We start from the raw sequence: 20962 nt of genomic DNA, 5'->3' as shown, positions 1-20962 counted from the left end.
CCAGCCCAGAGCAGACGCACACCTTTCGTCTTCCCGCACACCGAATCGCATGCGATTGCGTCTGCGGGAACTCGGAAAGTGTGCGGCTGCGCCGGTGGTCGGCGCACCCGTGAGCGCGCGCGGGGTTGTGCCTGCGGTGCTCGCGGGGGTGCTGATCCTTGTGCAGATCGCCTATCCGCTGACGTCCGGCGACGGACGGGATCGGGTGACGGTCGTGGTCGTGCTGCTGTCGGCGGGCACGGCATTGGCGCATGCGACGGCGACGCGCGGAATTCGGTATGCGGCCGGGTTTCTGGTGATCGTCTCCGGGCTCGGGTTGGCCGCCGAGATCGTCGGTACCGCAACAGGTTTGCCGTTCGGGTGTTACGAGTACGCGGTGGATCGGCTGGGGCCCGCGCTCGGTGGGGTGCCGCTGGTGGTGCCGCTGGCCTGGACCGGTGGGCTGTATCCGATCTGGGTGGTCGCCGGGCTGCTCGCGCGCGGCACAGCGGCCCGGGTCGGCCTGCTGGCGGTGGGTGCGGTCGGCTGGGATCTGTTCCTCGACCCGCAGATGGTCGCCGACGGGCAGTGGACGTGGTGTGACCAGAGCTCCGGATTGCCCGGTATCGCCGAAATTCCGTATACCAACTACCTCGGCTGGTTCGCGGTGGCGCTCCTCATGGGTGGGTTGCTGACCGTGTGGGAGCGCGCGGCCCCGGTGTCGGCGGATCCGGCAGCGGGGCTGGACGCCGTTTCCCGTTTCGCGGTGCCGGTGGCCGTATTCCTGTGGACCTGGCTCGGGTCCGTCCTCGCGCACGCGGTGTTCCTCGGGCTGCCGTTCTCGGCCGGTTACGGCGGCATCGGACTGGCCGCTCTCGGCCTGCCACTGCTGCGTCACCTCGGCTTTTTCTGCCCGCGACCCGATCCGGCGGACTAGCCGAAGCACATCGCGGGGCTCGTTCCGCCCGTCGCGTGGCCATCTGGACGGATGGCCTGGCACGATGTCTCCGTGCAGCCGAGTCCCGTCACCACGATGCCCGATGCCCCGGTACTACCGTCGCCGCGGACGCGCCGCCCTGGAGTGCGTGTCGCCGCGGCCGTTCTGCTCGCGGCGTTGCTGGTCCCCGTGCTCGCGGGTTGCCTGCGGGTGCAGGTGTCGATGGGTGTGTCGTCCAACGATCGGGTGTCCGGGCGGATCGTCGCCGCGGTCGTGCCCGTCGAACCCAATGACAAGGGCCCGCAGCTGAAGGCGCCCGACTCGCTCGCCGCGAAGGTGCGGGTCGAGCCCTACACCCAGGACGGGTACGTCGGCAGCCAGGTGTTCTTCGAAGACATGTCGTTCGGCGAGGTCGGCCAGCTCGGTCAGCTGTCCGAGCAGACCCAGGGCATGTTCCAACTGCAATTCCAGCGCACCGGCGACCTGGTCAGCCTCACCGGCCGGGTCGACCTGAAATCCGTGCCGCCGCACGGCTCCGACGTCCAGTTCACCGTCGCGTTCCCGGCCCGCGTCGCCAAGACCAACGGCAACCGCGAGGGCGACAACATCGTCTCCTGGAAACTGCCCGCCGGCGACGTCTCCCCGTTGCGCGCCGAGGTCAGCTACGCCGACCCCAACACCCGCTCGTTCGCGGGCTGGGCGGGCATCGTCGGCGGCATCACCCTGGCCGTCGCCGCCGTCATCGCCGCCATGGCCTACATGGATCGCAACCCGCCCGCGCCGGGCGCCCCCACCGGCCTCTCCTGGGGTCGCTGGTGGAAAACGGTCAAGCAGGGTCGCTGAGCGAAGGCCGACTCGCGTTGCGCGGGAGCCCGATCAGCGGATGGCTCGGGCTGGCCTGGGCCGGTGCCGGGATTGCGGTGGTCGGCGCTGGAGTTGCGCTGTACAACCGGATTACGGTGCGGCAGTTGGTCGCGAGCCCGATCGAGGTGATCGAGCCGGTGACCGTGTGCGTTCCTGCCCGGAACGAGGCGGCGCGACTGCCCCGGTTGATCGCCGATCTGCGGGCGCAGCGCGGGGTGGCGCGCATGAGTGTGGTGATTCTCGACGACGCGTCGGACGATGACACCTTTGCGGTGGCGGTCGACGCGGCGGTCGGGGACCCGCGAATCACGGTGTTGCGCAACGAGACCGGTCCAGCGCCCGGCTGGACCGGGAAGGCTGCCGCGTGTGTGCGACTGGCGGATTCGGTGGTGACCCCGGTGCTGGTTTTCGTGGATGCGGACGTGCGGCTGGCGCCGGACGCGATCGCGGCGGCGGTCGGCGAATTGCGCAGGCGGCGGGTCGCATTGGTGTCACCGTGGCCGTTGCAGCGGGCCGAGTCGCCGGTCGAGGCCTTGGTGCAGCCGCTGCTGTGCTGGTCGTGGGCAGCGACCCTGCCGATCGCGGTGGCCGATCGGAGCCTGCGACCGTCCACTTCGGTGGCCTGCGGCCAATTTCTGGCGTTCGATACCGCCGCCTACCGTGCCATCGGCGGGCACGCCTCGGTCGCCGCCAGTGCGACCGAGGATCTCGACATCGCTCGAACATTGCGCCGCGCAGGGCAACCCACTGCGCTCGTCGCCGCGGGTCGTCTGGCGAGCACTCGAATGTACGAGGGCGCAGCGGAACTCGACGCGGGCTACACCCGCTGGCTGTGGTCGGCGTACGGCGGCACCGTCGCCGGTGGTGCGACCGTGGGAACGTTTGCCGCCCTGGCCTATTGGCTGCCGCCGTTGGCCGCGTTCGGCGGCCCTGGCGCTCTCCGCCGAGTCGGTCTCCTCGGCTACGCGGCCGCCGTCACCGGCAGGCTGCTGGCTCGCGCCACCGAGACCGGCGGACCACTCGCCCGCACCGATGTCCTTGCAGCCCTGGCTCATCCGTTCTCGGTGGCCGCATACCTCGTGCTGTGGGCACGCTCCCATCGCGCTCGACGGCGAGGCACGTTGCGCTGGAAAGGTCGCGCGGTCTAGGGGACCTCGGTGATGCCCACCGTCGGCAGGAAGAAGCAGGACTTGCCGCCGTTTTCGACCGTGCCGAAGACCGCGGCCAGCACGGTGCCCTGCCCGGTATCGACGGGTACCGCGCGGACGCCACCCATCGGCAAGGCGGCGAAGAAGAAGTCCTGGATGGCGCGTTCGGCCATCGGGCGCAGGGCGGCCGGGACTTCGGCGGGGATCATCGCGCGGAACACCGAGGACAGCGGGCCCATCGATGCCATGCCACCGCGGCCGCTGGTCAGGTTCAGCCAGGCGACCTGCATGCCGGTGGTGTCCGGCCCGTCCTGGCCGAGGCCGTAGGGCACGAAGGTGAACATGGTCTGGCCCGCCTTGACGGCGGTCAGGTCCAGGCCCGGGATGGCGATCGTCGTCTTGGGCCACGGGCCGGGCACGGCGGCGGCCACCGCCGGGGCGAGGCCGAGGCTGCTGCCGTTGAGGCAGTACGCGGATGCGGTTGGATAGAGGAAGGGCTGCATGCCTGCGGCGCGCAGGCCGTCGACCGCGGTGTTGTAGACGCCGAACAGATCGCTGAGCGTGCTGGTGCCGGGCTGGGCCGGACGGTCGGCCGCGGCCGATGGAGCAGGGGCGGTAACAGGCGGCACCACAGCTGCGGCGGGCAGCACCGGAGCCGCGGCAGGCGAAACTGCGGCCGCGACAGGTGGGACCGGTGCGGCAGCGGGCGGGACCGAGGCCGCGGCGGGCGGAACTGCGGCTGCGACGGATGGAACCGGCGCTGCGGCGGGTGGCGTCGCGCCTGCGGTCGGTGCGGCGAGCGCCAGCGCGACCGAGCAGCTCGCGACGGCGGACAGTATGGTCGAACGGCGCGGTACAGCCACGGAGACCTCCCTCATCATCGACGCGATCGAAGGCTGACGGTACTCCCGCAAACGCCGTGAACAGGCGATATAGGTGCGGGCAAGCCATCGGCGTGTCCCTACCGGCGCACCGCCGCAGCACCCCCGATATCCGGCCCGCGGCGAGGTTTACGCTCACGGTGATTAGTTCCCTTGTCCCAGGGTTCGCCTGCTGGGCATGATAATTCGGCCCGCCCCTGACATCAGCCGGTGTCCGGATCGGCGACAACCATCCAGAGCGACCGAGAGACCTGGCTCGTCGACGTCGCAGCAACCCCCCGGTTCACCGGGTGCGGGTGCTTCCGCCGGGACCGATGGAGGAACCGAAGTGATCATTTCCGCTGCCCACGGCACCCGGTGGGGCCGTCGCCACATCGATCAGTGCAAGGTGACGTCCGCGAGCTGTCGGGGCTGACCCGCAGCCAGTCTGTGCACCCGTCGCTGGCCGGGTGATGTGACCGCGGCCCGATGTGGTGCGGTCTCGTTCGTTCTTCCGAAGGACCTCGACATGAGTGCGTCCGCCACCGCCGTGCCCGGCGACACCGACGCCGGCGACGACCCGGTCGCCACTACGACTCACCTGCCCGGTGCCGATGATGCCGCACCCACCGTGGCCAAGACACGGCACCCGTGGCGGTGGGTGGTCAGTGCGATCGCGCTCATCCTGCTCGCACAGTTCGTCCACGGTCTGGTCACCAATCCCGGCTGGGATTGGCCGACCTTCGCGCAGTACATCACCGCGAAGTCGGTGCTCGCCGCGCTGAAGGTGACTTTGGAACTCACCGCGTGGGGTACCGCTCTCGGCTTCCTGCTCGGCACCGCGCTGGCCATCGCGCGACTGTCCGGCAACCCGGTGTTGCGGGTGATCTCGTGGTGCTACATCTGGGCGTTCCGCTCGATTCCGCTCATCGTGCAACTGCTGTTCTGGTTCAACATCGCCTACCTGTACAACACGCTGTCGGTCGGCATTCCGTTCGGTCCCGCGTTTTTCACCTTCGAGGTGAACGGCGTGATCAGCGGGTTCACCGCGGCGGTGATCGGTCTCGCGCTGCATCAGGCGGCGTATTCTGCCGAGATCATCCGGGCGGGCATCATCTCCGTTGACGCCGGTCAGCTGGAAGCCGCTGCCGCGCTGGGCATTCCACGGGTGCGCCAGTTCCGCACCATTGTGGTTCCGCAGGCGATGCGGTCGATTCTGCCCAATGCGACCAACGAGGTGATCAGCCTGTTCAAGGGCACCTCGATCGTGTCCGTGATGGCGATCGCGGAGCTCTTCTACCAGGTCCAGGTGATCTACGGACGCAACGGGCGGGTGGTGCCGCTGCTGCTGGTGGCCACCGCCTGGTACATCGTCCTCACCACCATTCTCTCGGTGGCGCAGTACTACATCGAACGGCACTACGCCAAGGGCACGCAACGCACGCCACCGCCATCACCGGTGCACCGGGCCTGGCAGAAGCTGCGCGAGGTCGCCGAATCCGGCGCCACCGCACCGCGCGGAGCCACCCGATGACCGCCGCGCCCGCCGTCGAGGTCCGCGGCGTCCGCAAATCGTATGGCGCGCAGGAAGTCCTGCGCGGGGTCGACCTGACGGTGCGCTCGGGTGAAGTGGTGACGGTGATCGGCCCATCCGGTTCCGGCAAGTCCACCTTGCTCCGCGTGCTCAATCATCTGGAGGCGCTGGACGCGGGCACGGTGCGCATCGACGGCGAGCTGATCGGATATCGGCTGCGCCGCAACACCTTGCACGCGCTGCCCGACCGCGAGGTGCGCAAGCAGCGCTCCCGCATCGGGTTCGTCTTCCAGAACTTCAATCTCTTCCCGCATCTGACGGTGCTCGACAATGTCACGCTCGCACCGCTTTCCGCGCAACGCCGCGACCGCAAGGAGGTCGAGGCGGAGGCCCGAATCCTGCTGGAACGAGTGGGCATCGGCGAGCTGGCCGACGCCTACCCGCGCAGGCTGTCCGGTGGGCAGCAGCAGCGGGTGGCGATCGCGCGAGCACTTGCCCTGCGCCCCAGGGTGATCCTGTTCGACGAACCGACCTCCGCGCTGGACCCCGAACTGGTCGGCGAGGTGCTCGACGTGATCCGCGATCTCGCGCACGGCGGCACCGCACTGGTGATCGTCACCCACGAGATCGGCTTCGCCCGCGAGATCGCCGACACCGTGGTGTTCCTCCACGCGGGCGCGATCGTCGAACAGGGCACACCCGATGCGGTCCTCGATAATCCGCGCCACCCGCGCACCCGCGCCTTCCTCTCCCGAGTCCGCTGATGAACAGGTTTCCGATGAAGCTCTCCGCCCTGGCCACCGCCGCCGCGACCGCGGTCGTACTGCTGGCCACCGGCTGCACCGACCCCGACGCGGAATCCGCGCCCACCGGTATCACCTTCGACCTCTCCGCCGCGCAGAACGGCCGGGTCCGCGCCGCCAAGGTGGACAGCATCGCCGCCGAAGTGCCGCAAGCCATTCGGGACCGCGGCACCCTCGTGGTGACCGGCTCGTCCGGTACCGCGCCGCCGCTGCGTTTCTACGCCGACGACGACAAGACCGTGGTCGGCTCGGAGATCGATTTCGCGTCGCTGGTCGCCGACATCCTCGGCCTGAAACTGGATGTGCGGGTGGCGGATTGGGCGCAGAACTTCGTGCGCATCGACTCCGGTGAGGTCGACGCCTTCGTCTCCAACGTGACGGTGACCGAGGAGCGCAAGGAGAAGTACGACTTCGCCACCTACCGCCACGACACCGTCGCGCTGGAGGTACCCGTGCAGAGCACCCTCGAGTTCAAGGACCGCACGAGCCTGGCGGGCAAGCGAATCGGCGTCGGCAGCGGCACCAATCAGGAACAGCTGCTGGTGAAGTGGAACGAGCAGAACCGCGCACAGGGCCTGGCGCCCATCGACATCGCCTACTTCCAGCAGACCAGCGACTACTACCTGGCGCTCGCCTCGCAGCGGCTGGACGGCTTCATCGGCCCCAACCCGACCGCGATCTACCACACGGCCACCGCGAAGCAGACCAAGATCCTCGGCACCTTCTCCGGCGCGGGCGACGCGCTGCAGGGCGAGATCGCGGTGCTCACCAAGAAGAACAGCGGGCTGGTCACCGCCGTCCAGAAGGCACTGAACCACGCCATCGAACACGGCACCTACCAGCAGGTGATCGATCGGTGGGGCCTGCAGAGCGAGCAGGTCACCGAGTCGCGGATCAACCCGCCCGGCCTACCGAAGCAGCGGTGACCCGGTGACGCAACAGCTTTCGGCACAGGACCTGCGGGTGCACCGGGTCGCCCAGGACGACCCACTGGCCGCGCCGCTGCTCGCCGAGCTCGCCGTCGAGTACAGCAGCCGCTACGGCCGCAGCCCCGGGGAGATGCACGCGTCGCTGCGCGACTATCCGGCCACCGAGTTCGCGCCGCCGCACGGCGCGCTGCTCGTCGTCACCCGCGACAGCGAGCCGGTGGCGGGCGGCGCCTTCCAGCGCTACGACGCGGAAACCGCTGAGCTCAAACGGATCTGGACGGCCCGCGAACACCGCAGGCAGGGGCTCGGGCTGTTCGTGCTCGCACAGCTCGAGGCCGAGATCGAGCGGCGCGGCTACCGGCGCATCTACCTGACCACCGGTCCGCGGCAACCCGAAGCCGTCGGCCTCTATCTGGCCGCCGGATACACCGCACTCTACGACCCGGCCGTGCCCGCCGAGGAGCTCGGCAAGCATCCGTTCGAGAAGCGACTGCCCGCGGTCACCGACGCACTGGGAGCATCCGCATGAAGTTTCTCCTGTTCACCCTGGTCACCCGGGTGCCCGACCCGACGACCGGCCGGCTGCCCGGCACCAGGGAGCGGCTGCGCGACGTCGTCGCACAGGCCAGGCTGGCCGAGGATCTCGGTTACGACGGCTTCGCCGTCGGTGAGCGGCACGAGGATCCGTTCCTGTCCTCGGCTCCCCCGGTGATCCTCAGCCACATCGCCGCCGTCACCTCCCGCATCACGCTGTTCACCGCCGTCACCACGCTCAGCCTGCTGGATCCGGTGCGCGCCTTCGAGGACTACTCGACGCTGGACAATCTGTCCGGCGGCCGGCTGGAGCTGATCATCGGCAAGGGCAACGGGACCGCGCAGGCCGAGCTGTTCCACGTCACCACCGACGATCAGTGGGACCGCAATCACGAAGGCTACGAGGTGTTTCGGGCGCTCTGGAGAAGCGAGAGCGTCACCTGGTCCGGCCGGTTCCGGCCTGCGCTGACGAACGCCAAGGCGCTGCCGCGGCCGTGGCAGCCCGAGATCCGGATCTGGCACGGCAGTGCGACCAGCCGGGATTCGGTGGAACTGGCTGCGCGCCATGGCGATCCGCTGTTCTCGGCGAATGTGACCAACCCGATCGAGCCGTATGCCGAACTGGTCCGCCACTATCGGGAGCGCTGGGAGTTCTACGGGCACAACCCGGCCGACGCGCTGGTCGGCGCGGGGACGGCAGGATTCCATGTCGCCCGCACGTCCCAGCAGGCGCTCGACACCTATCGGCCGATCTACGAGGCGCGCCTTGCGCTGGCGCGAACCCTCGGCCTGCCGGTCGTGTTCGAGACGCTGGACGACTTCGTCACCCGCAGTTCGGCTCTGGTCGGCAGCCCGGAGCAGGTGATCGACAAGGTCGGCAGGCAGCACGAGCACTTCCGGCACGAGGTGATCCATCTGTCCGCCGAGCGGGACGGTCGCCCCGAGATCGATTACCTGGACAGCCTCGCGCTGTTCCAAACCGAGGTGGCGCCGGAGCTGCGCCGCCGAATCCCGAGCCGCCCGTTGACCGCCGGCGCCGAACTCGTCCCTACCGAAACTGCTGGAGTCGCCTCGTGATCCGTTCCCGTCACCGAATTGCCGCGCTGGCAGGCGTATTGGCCACGGCCACCACGATGGCTGCCTGCGGCACTGATTCGGCCGCGCCCGGCGGCGACGCGGGTCCGCCGAAGCCGGGCGGCACCCTGCGCTATGGCTTGTCGCAGGCCCCCACCTGCTCGGATCCCGCGCAGTCGGGCACCAACCAAACCCTGTACGTGACACGCCAGATCGTCGACTCGCTGACCGATCAGGATCCGAAGACCGGCGAGCTGAAGCCGTGGCTGGCGCAGCGCTGGGAGGTCACGCCGGATGCGAAGGTGTTCACCTTCTATCTCACCGACGGCGTCACCTTCAGCGATGGCACGCCACTCACCGCGGAGTCGGTGGGTAAGACTTTCGATTCGGTCATCAAGCTCGGGTCGGCCAAATCCCCGCTGGCGTCGAGCTACCTCACCAACTATGTCGGCACCACCGCCGTGGACCGGCTGACCGCGCGGGTGGAGTTCAGCAAGCCCAACGCGCAGTTCCTGCAGGCGTCCTCGACCACCCAGCTCGGCATCCTGGCCGACGCCACCACCGCCAAGCCTGCCGAGCAGCGCTGCCTCGGCGACAATATCGCCAGCGGGCCGTTCACCTATGCCGGCTACCGCCAGGACGCCTCGGTCACGCTGGCCAAACGCGCCGGGTATCAGTGGGGTTCGGCGGTGTTCGCGCACCGCGGCGAGGCGTACCTGGACAAGATCGAATTCACCGTGGTGCCCGAATCCGGCGTGCGCACCGGCAGTCTCGCCTCGGCGCAGCTCGACGCGATCAGCGATGCGCTGCCGCAGGACGCCGCACAGATCGAGGCGGCGGGCGGACGGGTGCTCAGCACCGCGAATCCCGGTGTGCCGTTCGGCTTCCAGACCAATGTGACCCGCGGCCCGTTGCGTGATCCCGCGGTGCGCCAGGCGCTGCTGCCCGCGATCGACCGTAAGCAGTTGGTGGACACCGTGCTCGGGCCACAGTTCAAGCCCGCGACCAGCCCGCTGGCCAGCAGCACGCCCGGCTACCAGGATCTGTCGGCCCGGCTGGCCTACGACCCCGGCAAGGCCCGCGGCATTCTCGACCAGGCGGGCTGGCTGCCCGGTGGTGACGGTATCCGGGTGAAAAACGATGAGCGGCTGTCGTTCTCGGTGCTGTTCAGTCAGGTGTTCGCGGGCAACCAGGCGATCATCGAGCTGGTGCAGCAACAGCTGCGGCAGGTCGGGGTCGAGCTGAAGCTGGATCTGGTGTCGGGCGCCGAGTCGACGGCACGACAGAACGCGAAGGACTTCGACAGCAGCTACGGCAACACCACCCGCGCGGACGGGGACATCCTGCGCACCTCGTTCGGTTTGGACGGCCGCAATCTCAATGTGCGAGGGCCTATTCCGGCGCTCGACGATGCGCTCAACGGCCAGTTGAGCACGGTCGACACCACCGTCCGTAACGGCCTCATCCACACGGCTCAGCAACAGGTGCTCGACGCCGGGCTGTTGATCCCGACGGTGGAGTTGTCCCAGGCGATCGGCGCGGGCAGTGCCGCACAGGATCTGAAGTTCGAGGCGTCGGCGCGACTACAGTTCTTCGACACCTGGCTGAGCGGGCGGTAGCGATGGCGCGCTATCTGGCTCTGCGGGTCCTGCAAGCGGTCTGGGTGCTGTGGGCGGCGTTCACCATCTCGTTCGTGGTGCTCTACCTGCTGCCCGCCGACCCGATCTCCATCGCGGCCGACGGCGGCGGCGCGGGGACACCGGTGGACAAGGCCGCCATCGCCGAGCTGCAGGCGCGCTACGGGCTGGATCGGCCGCTGTGGGAACAGTATTGGACCGCGCTCGGGCACGCGGTGCGTGGCGATCTCGGGCATTCGATCGGCACCGGTCAGCCGGTGACCGGCGCCATCGGTGACGCGCTGCCCGCGACGCTCGGATTGGCCGGGCTGGCACTGCTTTTCGCGACTGTCGGTGGGGTGGGGCTGGCGTTCGCCGCGACCTACACGCGGCGGCCGTGGCTGCGCACCGTGCTCAAAGCCCTGCCTTCGCTCGGTGTTTCGGTGCCGACCTTCTGGACCGGCTTGCTTCTGCTGCAACTGTTCTCATTCCAGTGGCGCCTTGCTCCGGCCTTCGGTGGGCACGGCTTCGCCGGCACCGTCCTGCCCGCCCTGACCCTGGCCCTGCCGATCGGCGCGGTGATCGCCCAGGTGCTGGCCGCAGGTCTCGAATCGACCTGGCGGCAGCCGTTCGTCGACGTCGCGCTGGCCAAGGGCGGTTCGCGCTGGTGGGTGCAGCGCAAGCATGTGCTGCGCCCCGCCAGCGTGCCCACCTTCACCATCGCCGGGGTGCTGATCGGCAACATGCTCGCCGGATCGGTCGTGGTGGAGACGGTCTTCGCCAGGCAGGGCGTCGGCCGCCTCACTCAGACCGCGGTACTGGCCCAGGACATTCCGGTGGTGCAGGGCATCGTGCTGCTCACCTCGGCCGTGTTCGTCACGGTGAATCTCGCGGTGGACCTGCTCTATCCGTTGCTCGATCCGCGCATCGCCGCGCGTGCCCGGCGCGCGGTCGCGCCCGAGAAGACGGACGACAAGGTCGGCGGCACCGCCGAAGGGGTGGCAATCCATGGTTGACGTCATCGATGAGCGGCGGCGTGCCGCCTTCCCGCAGCTGCGCAAGCCCGCGCTGCGCTGGAAGTGGTTACGCGGCAATGTGGCCCTGATCCTGTCCGGTCTCGTCGCGGCACTGGCCGTGGGCTGGGCGCTGTTCCCTTCGCTGTTCGCCGGTGGCGATCCACTGACCGGGGTGCCCGCGCACAAGTTTCGCGGGCCGAGTGCGGAGCACTGGTTCGGGACCGACAATCTGGGGCGCGACCTGTACACGCGCATGGTGCACGGCGCGGGGCTCTCGCTCACCGCGACGCTCGCGGCGGTGGGTATCGCGCTGATCGCCGGGTCCGTCCTCGGACTGCTGTCGGGTGCGGCGGGCGGCATCGTCGACACCGTGGTCATGCGCGTCGTCGATGTGCTGTTGTCGATTCCGGCGCTGCTGCTGTCGCTGGCGCTGGTCACCGCCCTGGGCTTCGGCACCCGCAATGTGGCGATCGCGGTGGGTGTTTCGCTGGTCGCCAACTTCGCCAGGGTGATGCGGTCGGAAGTGCTGCGGGTGCGGCACGCGGTGTATGTCGAGGCGGCGCACGCGTCGGGGGTCCGCTGGTACACCGTGCTGCTGCGGCATGTGCTGCCCAACTCGTATCAGCCGGTGCTTGCGCTGGCCGCCGTCGAGTTCGGGATGGCCGTGCTGTCGGTGTCTGCCCTGAGTTTCCTCGGTTACGGCGCGAAACCGCCTACGCCCGAATGGGGTTCGCTCATCTCCGAGGGCCGCAACTACCTCGCCACCGCGTGGTGGATGACCACTCTGCCCGGCCTGGTCATCATCGCGGTGGTCGTGGCCGCCCAGCGTCTCGGGCGCGCCGTTGGAAGGAACGAACAGCTATGACCAGCACTACTTCGCCGCAAGCGGCACCGACCGAAGAACAGCTGTCCTCGACTGCCGCAGGACAGTACGCCGGTCCGCTGTTGTGGATCGACAATCTGCGCGTCCGCTACCGGTCCGACTCCGGTGACGTGACAGCGTTGGACGGGGTCTCGCTGAGTGTGTCCCGAGGCGAAGTAGTGGCCCTGGTCGGCGAATCCGGTTCCGGCAAGTCCACGCTCGCGCAGTCGGTGATCGGCTTGCTCGGTACGAATGCCGAGATCACTGGCGGGACCATCGCATTCGACGGAAAGGTCGTCGACACCGGCTCCGAGCGGGCACTGCAACGGTTACGCGGCGCGCGCATCGGGTTCGTGCCGCAGGACCCGGGCTTGTCGCTGAATCCGGTACGGCGCGTGGGTGAACAGGTGGCCGAGGCGCTGCTGGTGCACCGGCTGGCCGACCGGCATTCGGCGCGTGAGCGTGCGGTCCAACTGCTCGCCGACGCGGGCCTGGACCGCCCGGAACTACGCGAAGTGCAGTACCCGCACGAACTCTCGGGCGGGCAACGGCAGCGGGTGCTCATCGCGTCCGCGCTGGCCTGCCAACCGGAGCTGGTGATCGCGGACGAGCCGACCAGCGCGCTGGACGCCACGGTGGCGCGGCGGGTGCTCGATCAGCTGGCCGCGCAGATCGCGGCCAAGGGCACCGCGGTGCTGCTGATCACCCACGATCTCGCGGTGGCCGCCGAGCGCGCCGATCGGATCGTGGTGCTCAGCGGCGGCGAGATCGTGGAGAGCGGACCCACCGCGACGGTGCTCGCGGCGCCGCGCCATCCGTACACGAAGCGGCTGCTCGCCGCCTCACCGAGCCTGGCGCCCGCGGTCGCCTTTCGGACGCCCAAGCCGCGCGAGGGTGCGCCACTGCTGGCACTGCGCGAGGTGCACAAGCGTTTCCGCGCACAGGCGGGCGGCTCGGTGACCGCAGTCGCCGGCGTCGGCTTCGAGCTCGGCCGTGGCGAAACGCTCTCGCTGGTAGGCGAATCCGGTTCGGGCAAGTCGACCACCGCCCGAATCGCGCTGCGGCTCACCGAACCCGACAGCGGCCGGGTCACCTTCGACGGGCACGAGTTGACCCGGGTCCGCGGCACCCGGTTGCGGGCGCTGCGCCGGCGGTTCCAGGTTGTGTACCAGAACCCGTATTCCTCGCTCGACCCGCGCTGGCGGGTCGGCACCATCATCGAAGAACCGTTGCGCGCGTACGGAGTCGGCGACCGCGCGGCCAGGCAGGCCCGAGTCGCCGAACTGCTCAGGCAGGTGGCACTGCCCGAGCACTTCGCACAGCGCCGTCCCGCGGAACTGTCCGGTGGACAGCGTCAGCGCGTCGCCATCGCCCGTGCGCTCGCCCTGCACCCGGACCTGCTGGTGCTGGACGAACCGGTCTCCGCCCTCGACGCCTCCGTCCAAGCGCAGATCCTCGAGCTGCTCGACCGGCTACAGGCCGAACTGGCGCTGAGCTATCTGTTCATCTCGCACGACCTCGCGGTGGTCCGCCGGATCAGCGACCACGTCGCGGTCATGCGACACGGCCGCATCGTCGAATCCGGGCCGACCGCAGCGATTTTCGGCAACCCGCAGCACGAGTACACCCGCGAGCTGTTGTCCGCCATACCCACGCCCGCCGCCGCGAAAGGACCATCCTGATGTCGGAATCGCCCTGCCGCCACAGCCGGATACTCGTCCGCACCGACCGGCCCGCGTGCCGCCGGAGCAGGCCGGAACGCCCGGGATCGCTGCCCGCCCGGGCGAAGCGCTGGTGGCGCACGCATGTGCCGGAGCGCACCGCGGCCACCGACCTGTGGCAGCACGCGTTCTTCTTCGCCCCCGACGCGGCGGGTGTGCATCCCGCGGCACGGCAGTGCTTGAACTGGAAGGAAACCTACTGATGGCCGATTCCGACTTCTTCGTAGCGGTCGAGCTGGCGGGAACGGGAATTCACCCGGCGTCGTGGCGACGCGACGACTCGCGAGCCGAGGATCTGTTCACCGGCGCGTACTGGGTCGACGCCGTCGCCGCGGCCGAAAAGGCCGGGGTGGACGCGGTATTCGTGCCCGACTCGTTCGGCTTGCAGCCGGGTGGGCCCGGCGCGACGCGGGGCAGGCTCGACGCGGTGGCGATCGCCGCCCGGGTCGCGGCGGCCACGCGGCACATCGGCCTGCTTCCGCAGGGCGCCGTGACGCACACTGAGCCGTTCCATCTGGCCAAGGCCGTCCAGAGTCTCGATTTCGCCTCGTTCGGGCGCGCCGGGTGGGAGGTGACCGTATCCGAAGGTGTGGAGCAGGCACGGACTTTCGGCCGTAAGGACGCGCAGGACGCGGCGTCGCTGTGGCACGAGGCGGACGAGGCGATCGAGGTGGTCACCCGGCTGTGGGACAGCTGGGAGGACGACGCGGAGATCCGCGATGTGCCCACCGGGCGCTTCATCGACCGGGACAAGCTGCACTACATCGACTTCGCCGGGGACAACTTCTCGGTGAAGGGGCCGTCGATCACCCCGCGCTCGCCGCAGGGTCAGTCGATCGTGGCGGTGCGCGCACAGGACGACGCGAGCACGGGCGTCGCGGTACAGCGGGCCGACCTGATCCGCATCGCCGCAGACGATCTCGAGGCTGCGCGAGTGTTGCGGACCGCACTGCGGACGGCGGTGCGTGCCGCGGACCGCGACCCCGATGCCGTGCGAGTGCTGCTGGATGTCGAACTCCACCTGGCTGATTCACCGGAATCGGCGCGCGAGGAGGTGGCCCAGCTGGATCGGTGGGCCGACCCCGGTATCTCGACCAGCGTGCGCCACATCGGCACTCCAGCGACGCTGCGCGAATTGCTGGGCAGCATCGGCGCTTCCGGTGCCGCCGACGGCGTCGTACTCCGCCCGCTCGCCGTACCCGCGACAGTCGACCGACTCCCCGCGGCGGCCCAGAAACCCGTGTCCGCCAGCACATTGCGCGAGCGCCTGGGTCTCCCTCGGCCGGCCAGTCGGTATGCCAACAGCACTACGATCCAGGAAGGTACGCCGTCGTGACCGGCAAACCACGCAAGCAGATCCATCTCGCCGCCCATTTCCCCGGCGTCAACAACACCACTGTCTGGGCCGACCCGGCCTCGGCGAGTCAGGTCGAGTTCGAGTCGTTCGTGCACCTGGCGAAGACCGCCGAACGCGGCCTGTTCGACTTCTTCTTCCTGGCCGAGGGTCTCCGGCTGCGCGAACACCGCGGGCGCATCCACGATCTCGACGTGGTGGGCAGGCCGGACACCTTCACGGTGCTCAACGCGCTGGCCGGGGTGACCGGCAAGCTCGGCCTCGCGGGCACCATCAACAGCACCTACAACGAACCGTTCGAGCTGGCCAAGCAGTTCGCCTCGCTGGACCATCTGTCCGGCGGCCGCGCCGCCTGGAACGTCGTCACCTCCTCCGACGCGTTCACCGGCGAAAACTTCCGCCGCGGCGGCTATCTCGAACACAGCCAGCGCTATCAGCGCGCCGCCGAGGTGGTCGAGGTGACCCGCAAGCTGTGGGACAGCTGGGCCGCCGACACCCTGGTGATCGATCGGACCGCGGGGGTGTTCGCCCGCGAGGTACCCGAAACTCGCCACCGCGGTGCGCAATTCGACATCGCCGGGCGGTTCGTGCTGCCGCCGAGCCCGCAGGGGCATCCGGTGTTGTTGCAGGCGGGCGACTCCGACGACGGCCGGGAGTTCGGCGCGTCCGCCGCCGACGCGATCTTCACCGGGCACGGCACGCTCGAAGCGGGACAACGCTTCTACGCCGACGTCAAAGGCCGACTGGCGAAATACGGCCGGACACCGGACGAATTGAAGATCCTGCCCGCGGCCACCTTCGTGCTCGGCGACAGCGCGCAGGACGCCGAGGAGCGGGCCCGCCATATCCGCCTCCAGCAGGTCGGCCCGCAGACCGCCATCGCCTTCCTCGAACAGGTCTGGGGCCGTGAGCTTTCCGGCTACGATCCGGACGGACCGCTGCCCGACGTGGAGCCCACCGACAACGTCAGCATCACCCGCGGCCGGGTGCGCCACGCCAAAGACCCACGCGCAGTCGCCGCGGAGTGGCGGGCCAAGGCAGAGGCCGAGAACCTCAGCATCCGTGAGCTGATCATCGAGGTCACCGCGCGCCAGCAGTTCGTCGGCACGCCCGCCGCGGTCGCCGAGCAGATCGACACCTACGTCCAGGCCGACGCCAGCGACGGATTCATCCTCGTCCCGCACCTCACGCCGGGCGGGCTCGACGAATTCGTCGACCGGGTCGTGCCGGAACTGCAGGAGCGCGGCAGTTTCCGCACCGAATACACCGGCACGACCCTGCGCGAGCATCTCGGGCTGCGCCATCCGCACCGCCACAGCACCGTCCACGAAGGAGCACGAGCGTCATGACGACCAGCATCAGCACCGATTTCGCCACCGAGTGGGCAGACTGGCAGCACACCAGGGTGGCGCAGCTGCGCGACCCGCTCGGCTTCCTCAGCCTGACCGGATTGCATTGGCTCACCGACCAACCCGAGCGGCTGCCGGACGTGCCCGGCACCTGGTGGGTCACCGACAACAAGGTGTTCATCACCGCGCAGCCCGCCGACCGCCTGGAGGTCGACGGCGTCGGCATCGCGGGCGTGCGGATCATCAAGCCCGAAGAGGGCGCGCCGGGTCTCACTGTGCGGCACGAGCGCCGGGTGCTCGAGGTGATCCGCCGGAGCGGTCTATATGCCGTCCGGGTGCATGACCCGGCGGCACCGACCTTGGCGAGTTTCGACGGAATCCCCAGTTACGCACCGGATCCGCGCTGGGTGGTGACCGGGCGGTTCACGCCGTTCGACGAGCAGCGCACGGTGACCACCGGTGCCGTGGTCGACGGGCTGGAACACCACCACGCCGCCGTGGGCACCATCGAATTCACCATCGGCGAGGCCACCGAGCGGGTCGTCGCGTTCGGCGACCCGACCGACCTGCGGCTGCTGTTCACCGACGCGACCAGCGGCATCACCACCTATCCCGCGGCCCGCTCGCTCGCGATCGGCGCACCGGAGGCGGACGGCACGGTGCGCCTCGATTTCAACCGGGCGGCCAATTTGCTCTGCGCCTTCACCGATTTCGCGACCTGCCCGGTCGCGCCCGCCGAGAACCGGCTGCGCGTCGCGATCGAGGCGGGCGAGCAAGATCCACGGCTGGGGCGGAATTCATGAGTGTCCCGCTATCGATCCTCGACCTGTCCCCGATCAGCGCCGGGTCGACCGCGCAGCAGGCGCTGCGCAACACCGTCGACCTCGCGCAGCACGCGGAACAGTGGGGCTACCACCGGTATTGGCTGGCCGAACACCACTTCGCCTCGGTGGCCAGCTCCGCCTCGATCACCCTGATCGGACTCGTCGCGGCGGCCACCTCGCGAATTCGAGTGGGGTCGGCGGCCGTTCAGGTCGGCCACCACACCTCGGCATCGATCGTGGAAGCCTTCGGCACCATCGACGCGCTGTACCCAGGCCGCCTCGACCTCGGGCTCGGGCGGTCCGGTCACCGGCGCAGCCAGTACGGCGCGGAACCGGCGCACCCGAAGGGCGGACATCCCAAGGTGGACACCGCGACCGGTCGGACCCAGATCCGCGATGGCGTGGTGGTTCCGCCGCCGTTCGATCCCGGCCGGGTCGCCGACCGGACGAAATTCCTCGCCTCGGCCGCCGCGTTGCAGCAGGAAGGTGCGCAGGCGCTGGACTTCGCCGAGCAGGTCGACGAGGTGCGGGCACTGCTCGGCGGCCACTTCGTCAGCAAGAACGGCGTTGCGCTGCATGCTGTTCCGGGTGAGGGCGCGCAGGTCGAGCTGTGGTTGTTCGGCAGCTCGGGCGGCGAGAGCGCGGAGCTCGCCGGACAGCTCGGATTGCCGTTCGCGGCGGCGTACCACGTGTCGCCGGGCACCGCCCTGGACGGCGTCGACGCCTACCGCGCGGCCTTCCGGCCGTCCGCGCTGCTGGCCGAGCCGTACGTGGTGGTCTCGGCGGATGTCGTCGTCGCCGCGGACGACGCCACCGCGCGACACCACGCCGCCACCTACGGCCACTGGGTGCACAGCATCCGCAGCGGCGCGGGCGCGGCCGACTACCTCGACCCCGCCACCGCCACCCCGCTGACCCCCGAGCAGCACCGCTTGGTCGCCGACCGCCTCGCCACCCAATTCGTCGGTGCGCCGAGCACTGTCGTGGAGCGGCTCGACGCACTACAACGCGTCACCGGCGCCGACGAACTTCTCGTCACCAGCATCACCCACCACCACGAAGACCGATTGGAGTCGCACCGCCTGCTCGCCGACGCCTGGGGAATCCGCGCGGCCCGCGCCGCCTGAGCCCGCGCACCTCTTCGCCCCGTGTGCACGAACTTTCGTGTACACGGGGCGAAGAGGTTCAAGACAAATTGGACGCACTGACAGCCGATTCCGCTATGCCGACTCGAGATCAATGGGCAGCCAGGGTTTCAGGACGGTGCCGAACTCACCGAGTTTTTCGGCCCAGAGTCGAGCCTGTTGTCCATCGCCTCCTCGCTGTGCCCCGCGTACTCGGGTCGGTGGGTGGCGGGATGGCGACCAGGCTGATGCGTTCGGCGGATTGCCCAGGGTGCGGCGGGGTTCTTCGGCATTTCGACATACTTCCCTCGATCCGCCAGAAACATACAGGCGTGCATGTATTCTTCTGCGGAATCAGGAGAGGGAGATATCAATGAGGATTGCTCCAGCCCGCCGATGGACCAGGGTTTGCGTCGGACTGCTTGCGCTGCTTGCGGTTTCGCAGGTGCTGGTGGCGCCCGGCGCTCCGGCCGCGCCCGAGGGTGCCGCGGCCTGGACGGCGGTGCACGATGGTCCGCAGCGGTATCCGGGGATGCATATCGACTGGGACGTGCCGATCACCATGAGCGACGGCACGGTGCTGAAGGGGAATGTGTATCGCCCGGCGGATGCGAACGGGCCGATCGCGACGCCGCTGCCGACGATCGTCAATCTGACGCCCTACACCAAGTTGTTGTCGATGGTCGCGCAGACGGCGCTGTCGGTTCCGCTGTTGTCCGACGCGATAGTCGGGTTCCTGCGGGACTTCGAGCTGCCGGGGACACCGTTGGAGGCACTGACGGATGCGACCCGGGTGGCCGGCGGCGGGTTCGGGCGGGCGTTCGCGGTGGACCCCAACCTGGTTCGCAGCGGCTACACCCAGGTCGTCGTCGATGTGCGCGGAACCGGCTTCTCCCAGGGGATCTGGGAGCCGTGGGGGCCGAAGGACCAGCAGGACACCCCGGAGGTGATCGCGTGGGCCGCGGCGCAGCCGTGGTCGGACGGCAACATCGGGATGACCGGCGCCTCCTACTCCGGGATCAACCAGGTGCAGGCCGCCGAAAAGCAGCCGCCCGCACTGAAAGCCATCGTCCCGGTGGTGCCGGGCAACGATCTGGTGCGCGACATGATCGCCCCGGGCGGCGCGGCCATCGGCATCCTGCTGCCCTACCTGCTCGCGGTGAACGTAGCCAAGTTCCTGCCTGACCTGATGTCGCTGATGCAGGGCAAGTTCGATATGCAATGGCTCACCGACCGGCTGGCCAGCCCGATGTCGTTCATGGACGTCGGAATCCAGACGATGAGCACCGATTCGTTCGACGCGGTCCAGCCACAGCTACAGCGAGTACTGGACCCGGACAGCCCGATCCGTCAGGCGTGGCTCGGGCATCCCGAACGCATCACCGTGCCGACGATGGTGATCGGCGGCTGGCACGACAACTTCGCCAACGGCGAACCCCGCATCTACCAGGAGATTCCGCTGCCGCCGGGGCAGAAGCAGCTGATCATGGGCAACAGCTACCACGTGAACACCGGCTTCGACATGCGCGGGCGCCACGGCGAACCGCCACGGATCGACGTGTTGCAGCGCGCCTGGTTCGACAAGTGGCTCAAGGGGATCGACAACGGCATCGACGGGTACGGGCCGGTGACGCTGTGGCAGCAAGGCGCGGGCTGGACCAGCACCGAACAGTTCCCGCGCGCCGAGGCCGACCATCGGCGGCTGTATCTGTCCGCCGCGCCGAGCGGCACCTCGGCCATCAGCGCGCACGACGGAACCCTCACGGCCGCACCGACTTCCGAGACCACGCGCCTCACCGTCGCACCAGGCCTGGCCAGTCTGTGCTCGACCGACGCGGTGCAGGGCACCGCGGGCATCCTCGTCTTCTCCGGCTGCGGCAAAGACGCCAGGGTGCAGGAGATCAGCGTGCTCACCTTCACCAGCCCGCCGGTGGCCGAGCCGACCACGATCTCCGGACCCATCGCGGTGCACCTCAATACGGTGCACGACGCCACCGACGGCTACTGGACCGCGACGCTGAACGATGTTGCCCCCGACGGCCGTTCGGTCACGCTGACGACCGGGCAGCTGCTGTCCTCCATGCGCGGCATCGACGACGGCAAGAGCCGCCGCTCACCCGACGGCGCCTACACCGACCCGTATCCGGTGCTCTCGCTGGCCGCCAGGCAGCCCATGGTCCCCGGCCAACCCACCCAGCTCGACCTCGGCCTCGCCCCCACCGACGCGATTCTGCAACCGGGACACCGGCTTCGGATCGACATCTTCGCGGGCAACTATCCGAAGGGCCTGCCCATCCGCCCCATGCTGGACGCCACAGAGCTCAAACCCCAACACCTGCAACTGGATCCGTCGGCACCGAGCTACGTCCACGTCCCTCTTGCCGGTAACCCCGGCTGGTGACGCACACCTTCCGACTTCCCGCATACCGAATCG

19 protein-coding genes and 1 riboswitch are annotated in these 20962 nt (G+C 69.2%); of the genes, 18 read left to right on the top strand and 1 reads right to left on the bottom strand.

Features of this window, described 5'->3' with window-relative positions; translation table 11 throughout:
* Positions 1–49 precede the first annotated feature (49 nt).
* From IBX18_RS20450 to IBX18_RS20440, 3 genes are all read left to right on the top strand, one after another.
* On the top strand, positions 50–916 hold the full coding sequence (locus tag IBX18_RS20450) for a carotenoid biosynthesis protein (protein WP_194835200.1): 867 nt from the start codon (positions 50–52) through the stop codon (positions 914–916).
* A 96-nt stretch (positions 917–1012) separates the two neighbouring features.
* Complete coding sequence (locus IBX18_RS20445; RefSeq protein WP_194835470.1) at positions 1013–1759, top strand: DUF3153 domain-containing protein; 747 nt, start codon at positions 1013–1015, stop codon at positions 1757–1759.
* Between the two features lie 32 nt (positions 1760–1791).
* On the top strand, positions 1792–2928 hold the full coding sequence (locus IBX18_RS20440) for a glycosyltransferase family 2 protein (RefSeq protein WP_194835468.1): 1137 nt from the start codon (positions 1792–1794) through the stop codon (positions 2926–2928).
* On the opposite strand, the gene IBX18_RS20435 is transcribed toward IBX18_RS20440, so the two are convergent.
* Positions 2925–3791 carry a hypothetical protein gene (locus IBX18_RS20435; protein WP_306796334.1) on the bottom strand — a complete coding sequence of 289 codons (867 nt, stop codon included), beginning with the start codon at positions 3789–3791 and terminating at the stop codon, positions 2925–2927. The two genes, IBX18_RS20440 and IBX18_RS20435, sit on opposite strands and share 4 nt — an antisense overlap.
* 244 nt (positions 3792–4035) lie before the next feature.
* Positions 4036–4130, top strand: a riboswitch (SAM riboswitch).
* 259 nt (positions 4131–4389) lie between these two features.
* Between IBX18_RS20435 and IBX18_RS20430 the strand changes: the two genes are divergently transcribed.
* The 15 genes from IBX18_RS20430 (at position 4390) to IBX18_RS20360 (ending at position 20929) form a co-directional block, all read left to right on the top strand.
* Positions 4390–5322 (top strand): amino acid ABC transporter permease, encoded by a 933-nt coding sequence (locus tag IBX18_RS20430; RefSeq protein ID WP_228541526.1) that lies wholly within the window; start codon positions 4390–4392, stop codon positions 5320–5322.
* On the top strand, positions 5319–6086 hold the full coding sequence (locus IBX18_RS20425) for an amino acid ABC transporter ATP-binding protein (protein ID WP_194835198.1): 768 nt from the start codon (positions 5319–5321) through the stop codon (positions 6084–6086). Before IBX18_RS20430 ends, IBX18_RS20425 begins: the two co-directional genes overlap by 4 nt.
* Entirely contained in the window at positions 6086–7051 is a 966-nt protein-coding gene (locus tag IBX18_RS20420) for an ABC transporter substrate-binding protein (RefSeq protein ID WP_194835197.1), read from the top strand. The genes IBX18_RS20425 and IBX18_RS20420 overlap by 1 nt, the downstream gene beginning before the upstream one ends.
* A gap of 4 nt (positions 7052–7055) precedes the next feature.
* Positions 7056–7583: a GNAT family N-acetyltransferase gene (locus IBX18_RS20415; protein ID WP_135235867.1), complete on the top strand. Its 528-nt coding sequence runs from the start codon at positions 7056–7058 to the stop codon at positions 7581–7583.
* Positions 7580–8665 carry an LLM class flavin-dependent oxidoreductase gene (locus IBX18_RS20410; protein WP_194835196.1) on the top strand — a complete coding sequence of 362 codons (1086 nt, stop codon included), beginning with the start codon at positions 7580–7582 and terminating at the stop codon, positions 8663–8665. Before IBX18_RS20415 ends, IBX18_RS20410 begins: the two co-directional genes overlap by 4 nt.
* A 56-nt stretch (positions 8666–8721) precedes the next feature.
* On the top strand, positions 8722–10281 hold the full coding sequence (locus tag IBX18_RS20405; protein WP_228541524.1) for an ABC transporter substrate-binding protein: 1560 nt from the start codon (positions 8722–8724) through the stop codon (positions 10279–10281).
* Positions 10282–10283: 2 nt separating this feature from the next.
* The gene (locus tag IBX18_RS20400; RefSeq protein ID WP_194835194.1) at positions 10284–11294 is read left to right on the top strand and encodes an ABC transporter permease; all 1011 of its coding nucleotides are present in this window, start codon (positions 10284–10286) and stop codon (positions 11292–11294) included.
* On the top strand, positions 11287–12159 hold the full coding sequence (locus tag IBX18_RS20395) for an ABC transporter permease (protein ID WP_194835193.1): 873 nt from the start codon (positions 11287–11289) through the stop codon (positions 12157–12159). The genes IBX18_RS20400 and IBX18_RS20395 overlap by 8 nt, the downstream gene beginning before the upstream one ends.
* Positions 12156–13838, top strand: a complete 1683-nt coding sequence (locus IBX18_RS20390) for an ABC transporter ATP-binding protein (protein WP_194835192.1) — start codon at positions 12156–12158, stop codon at positions 13836–13838. The genes IBX18_RS20395 and IBX18_RS20390 overlap by 4 nt, the downstream gene beginning before the upstream one ends.
* Entirely contained in the window at positions 13838–14080 is a 243-nt protein-coding gene (locus IBX18_RS20385; protein ID WP_194835191.1) for a hypothetical protein, read from the top strand. The genes IBX18_RS20390 and IBX18_RS20385 overlap by 1 nt, the downstream gene beginning before the upstream one ends.
* A complete protein-coding gene (locus IBX18_RS20380) occupies positions 14080–15213 on the top strand; it encodes an LLM class flavin-dependent oxidoreductase (RefSeq protein ID WP_194835190.1) in 1134 nt (377 codons plus the stop codon). The genes IBX18_RS20385 and IBX18_RS20380 overlap by 1 nt, the downstream gene beginning before the upstream one ends.
* Positions 15210–16580 carry an NtaA/DmoA family FMN-dependent monooxygenase gene (locus tag IBX18_RS20375; protein WP_194835189.1) on the top strand — a complete coding sequence of 457 codons (1371 nt, stop codon included), beginning with the start codon at positions 15210–15212 and terminating at the stop codon, positions 16578–16580. The genes IBX18_RS20380 and IBX18_RS20375 overlap by 4 nt, the downstream gene beginning before the upstream one ends.
* Positions 16577–17383, top strand: a complete 807-nt coding sequence (locus IBX18_RS20370) for a DUF1684 domain-containing protein (protein WP_194835188.1) — start codon at positions 16577–16579, stop codon at positions 17381–17383. The genes IBX18_RS20375 and IBX18_RS20370 overlap by 4 nt, the downstream gene beginning before the upstream one ends.
* Positions 17380–18531, top strand: coding sequence for an LLM class flavin-dependent oxidoreductase (locus tag IBX18_RS20365; protein WP_194835187.1), 1152 nt, complete (start codon positions 17380–17382; stop codon positions 18529–18531). The genes IBX18_RS20370 and IBX18_RS20365 overlap by 4 nt, the downstream gene beginning before the upstream one ends.
* Before the next feature lie 370 nt (positions 18532–18901).
* Complete coding sequence (locus IBX18_RS20360; RefSeq protein WP_194835186.1) at positions 18902–20929, top strand: CocE/NonD family hydrolase; 2028 nt, start codon at positions 18902–18904, stop codon at positions 20927–20929.
* Positions 20930–20962 lie beyond the last annotated feature (33 nt).

Origin of the sequence: Nocardia sp. XZ_19_369 (genome assembly GCF_015355715.1) — a bacterium.
Classification (GTDB): Bacteria; Actinomycetota; Actinomycetes; order Mycobacteriales; family Mycobacteriaceae; genus Nocardia.
This window is presented reverse-complemented; position numbering and strand designations above follow the sequence as displayed.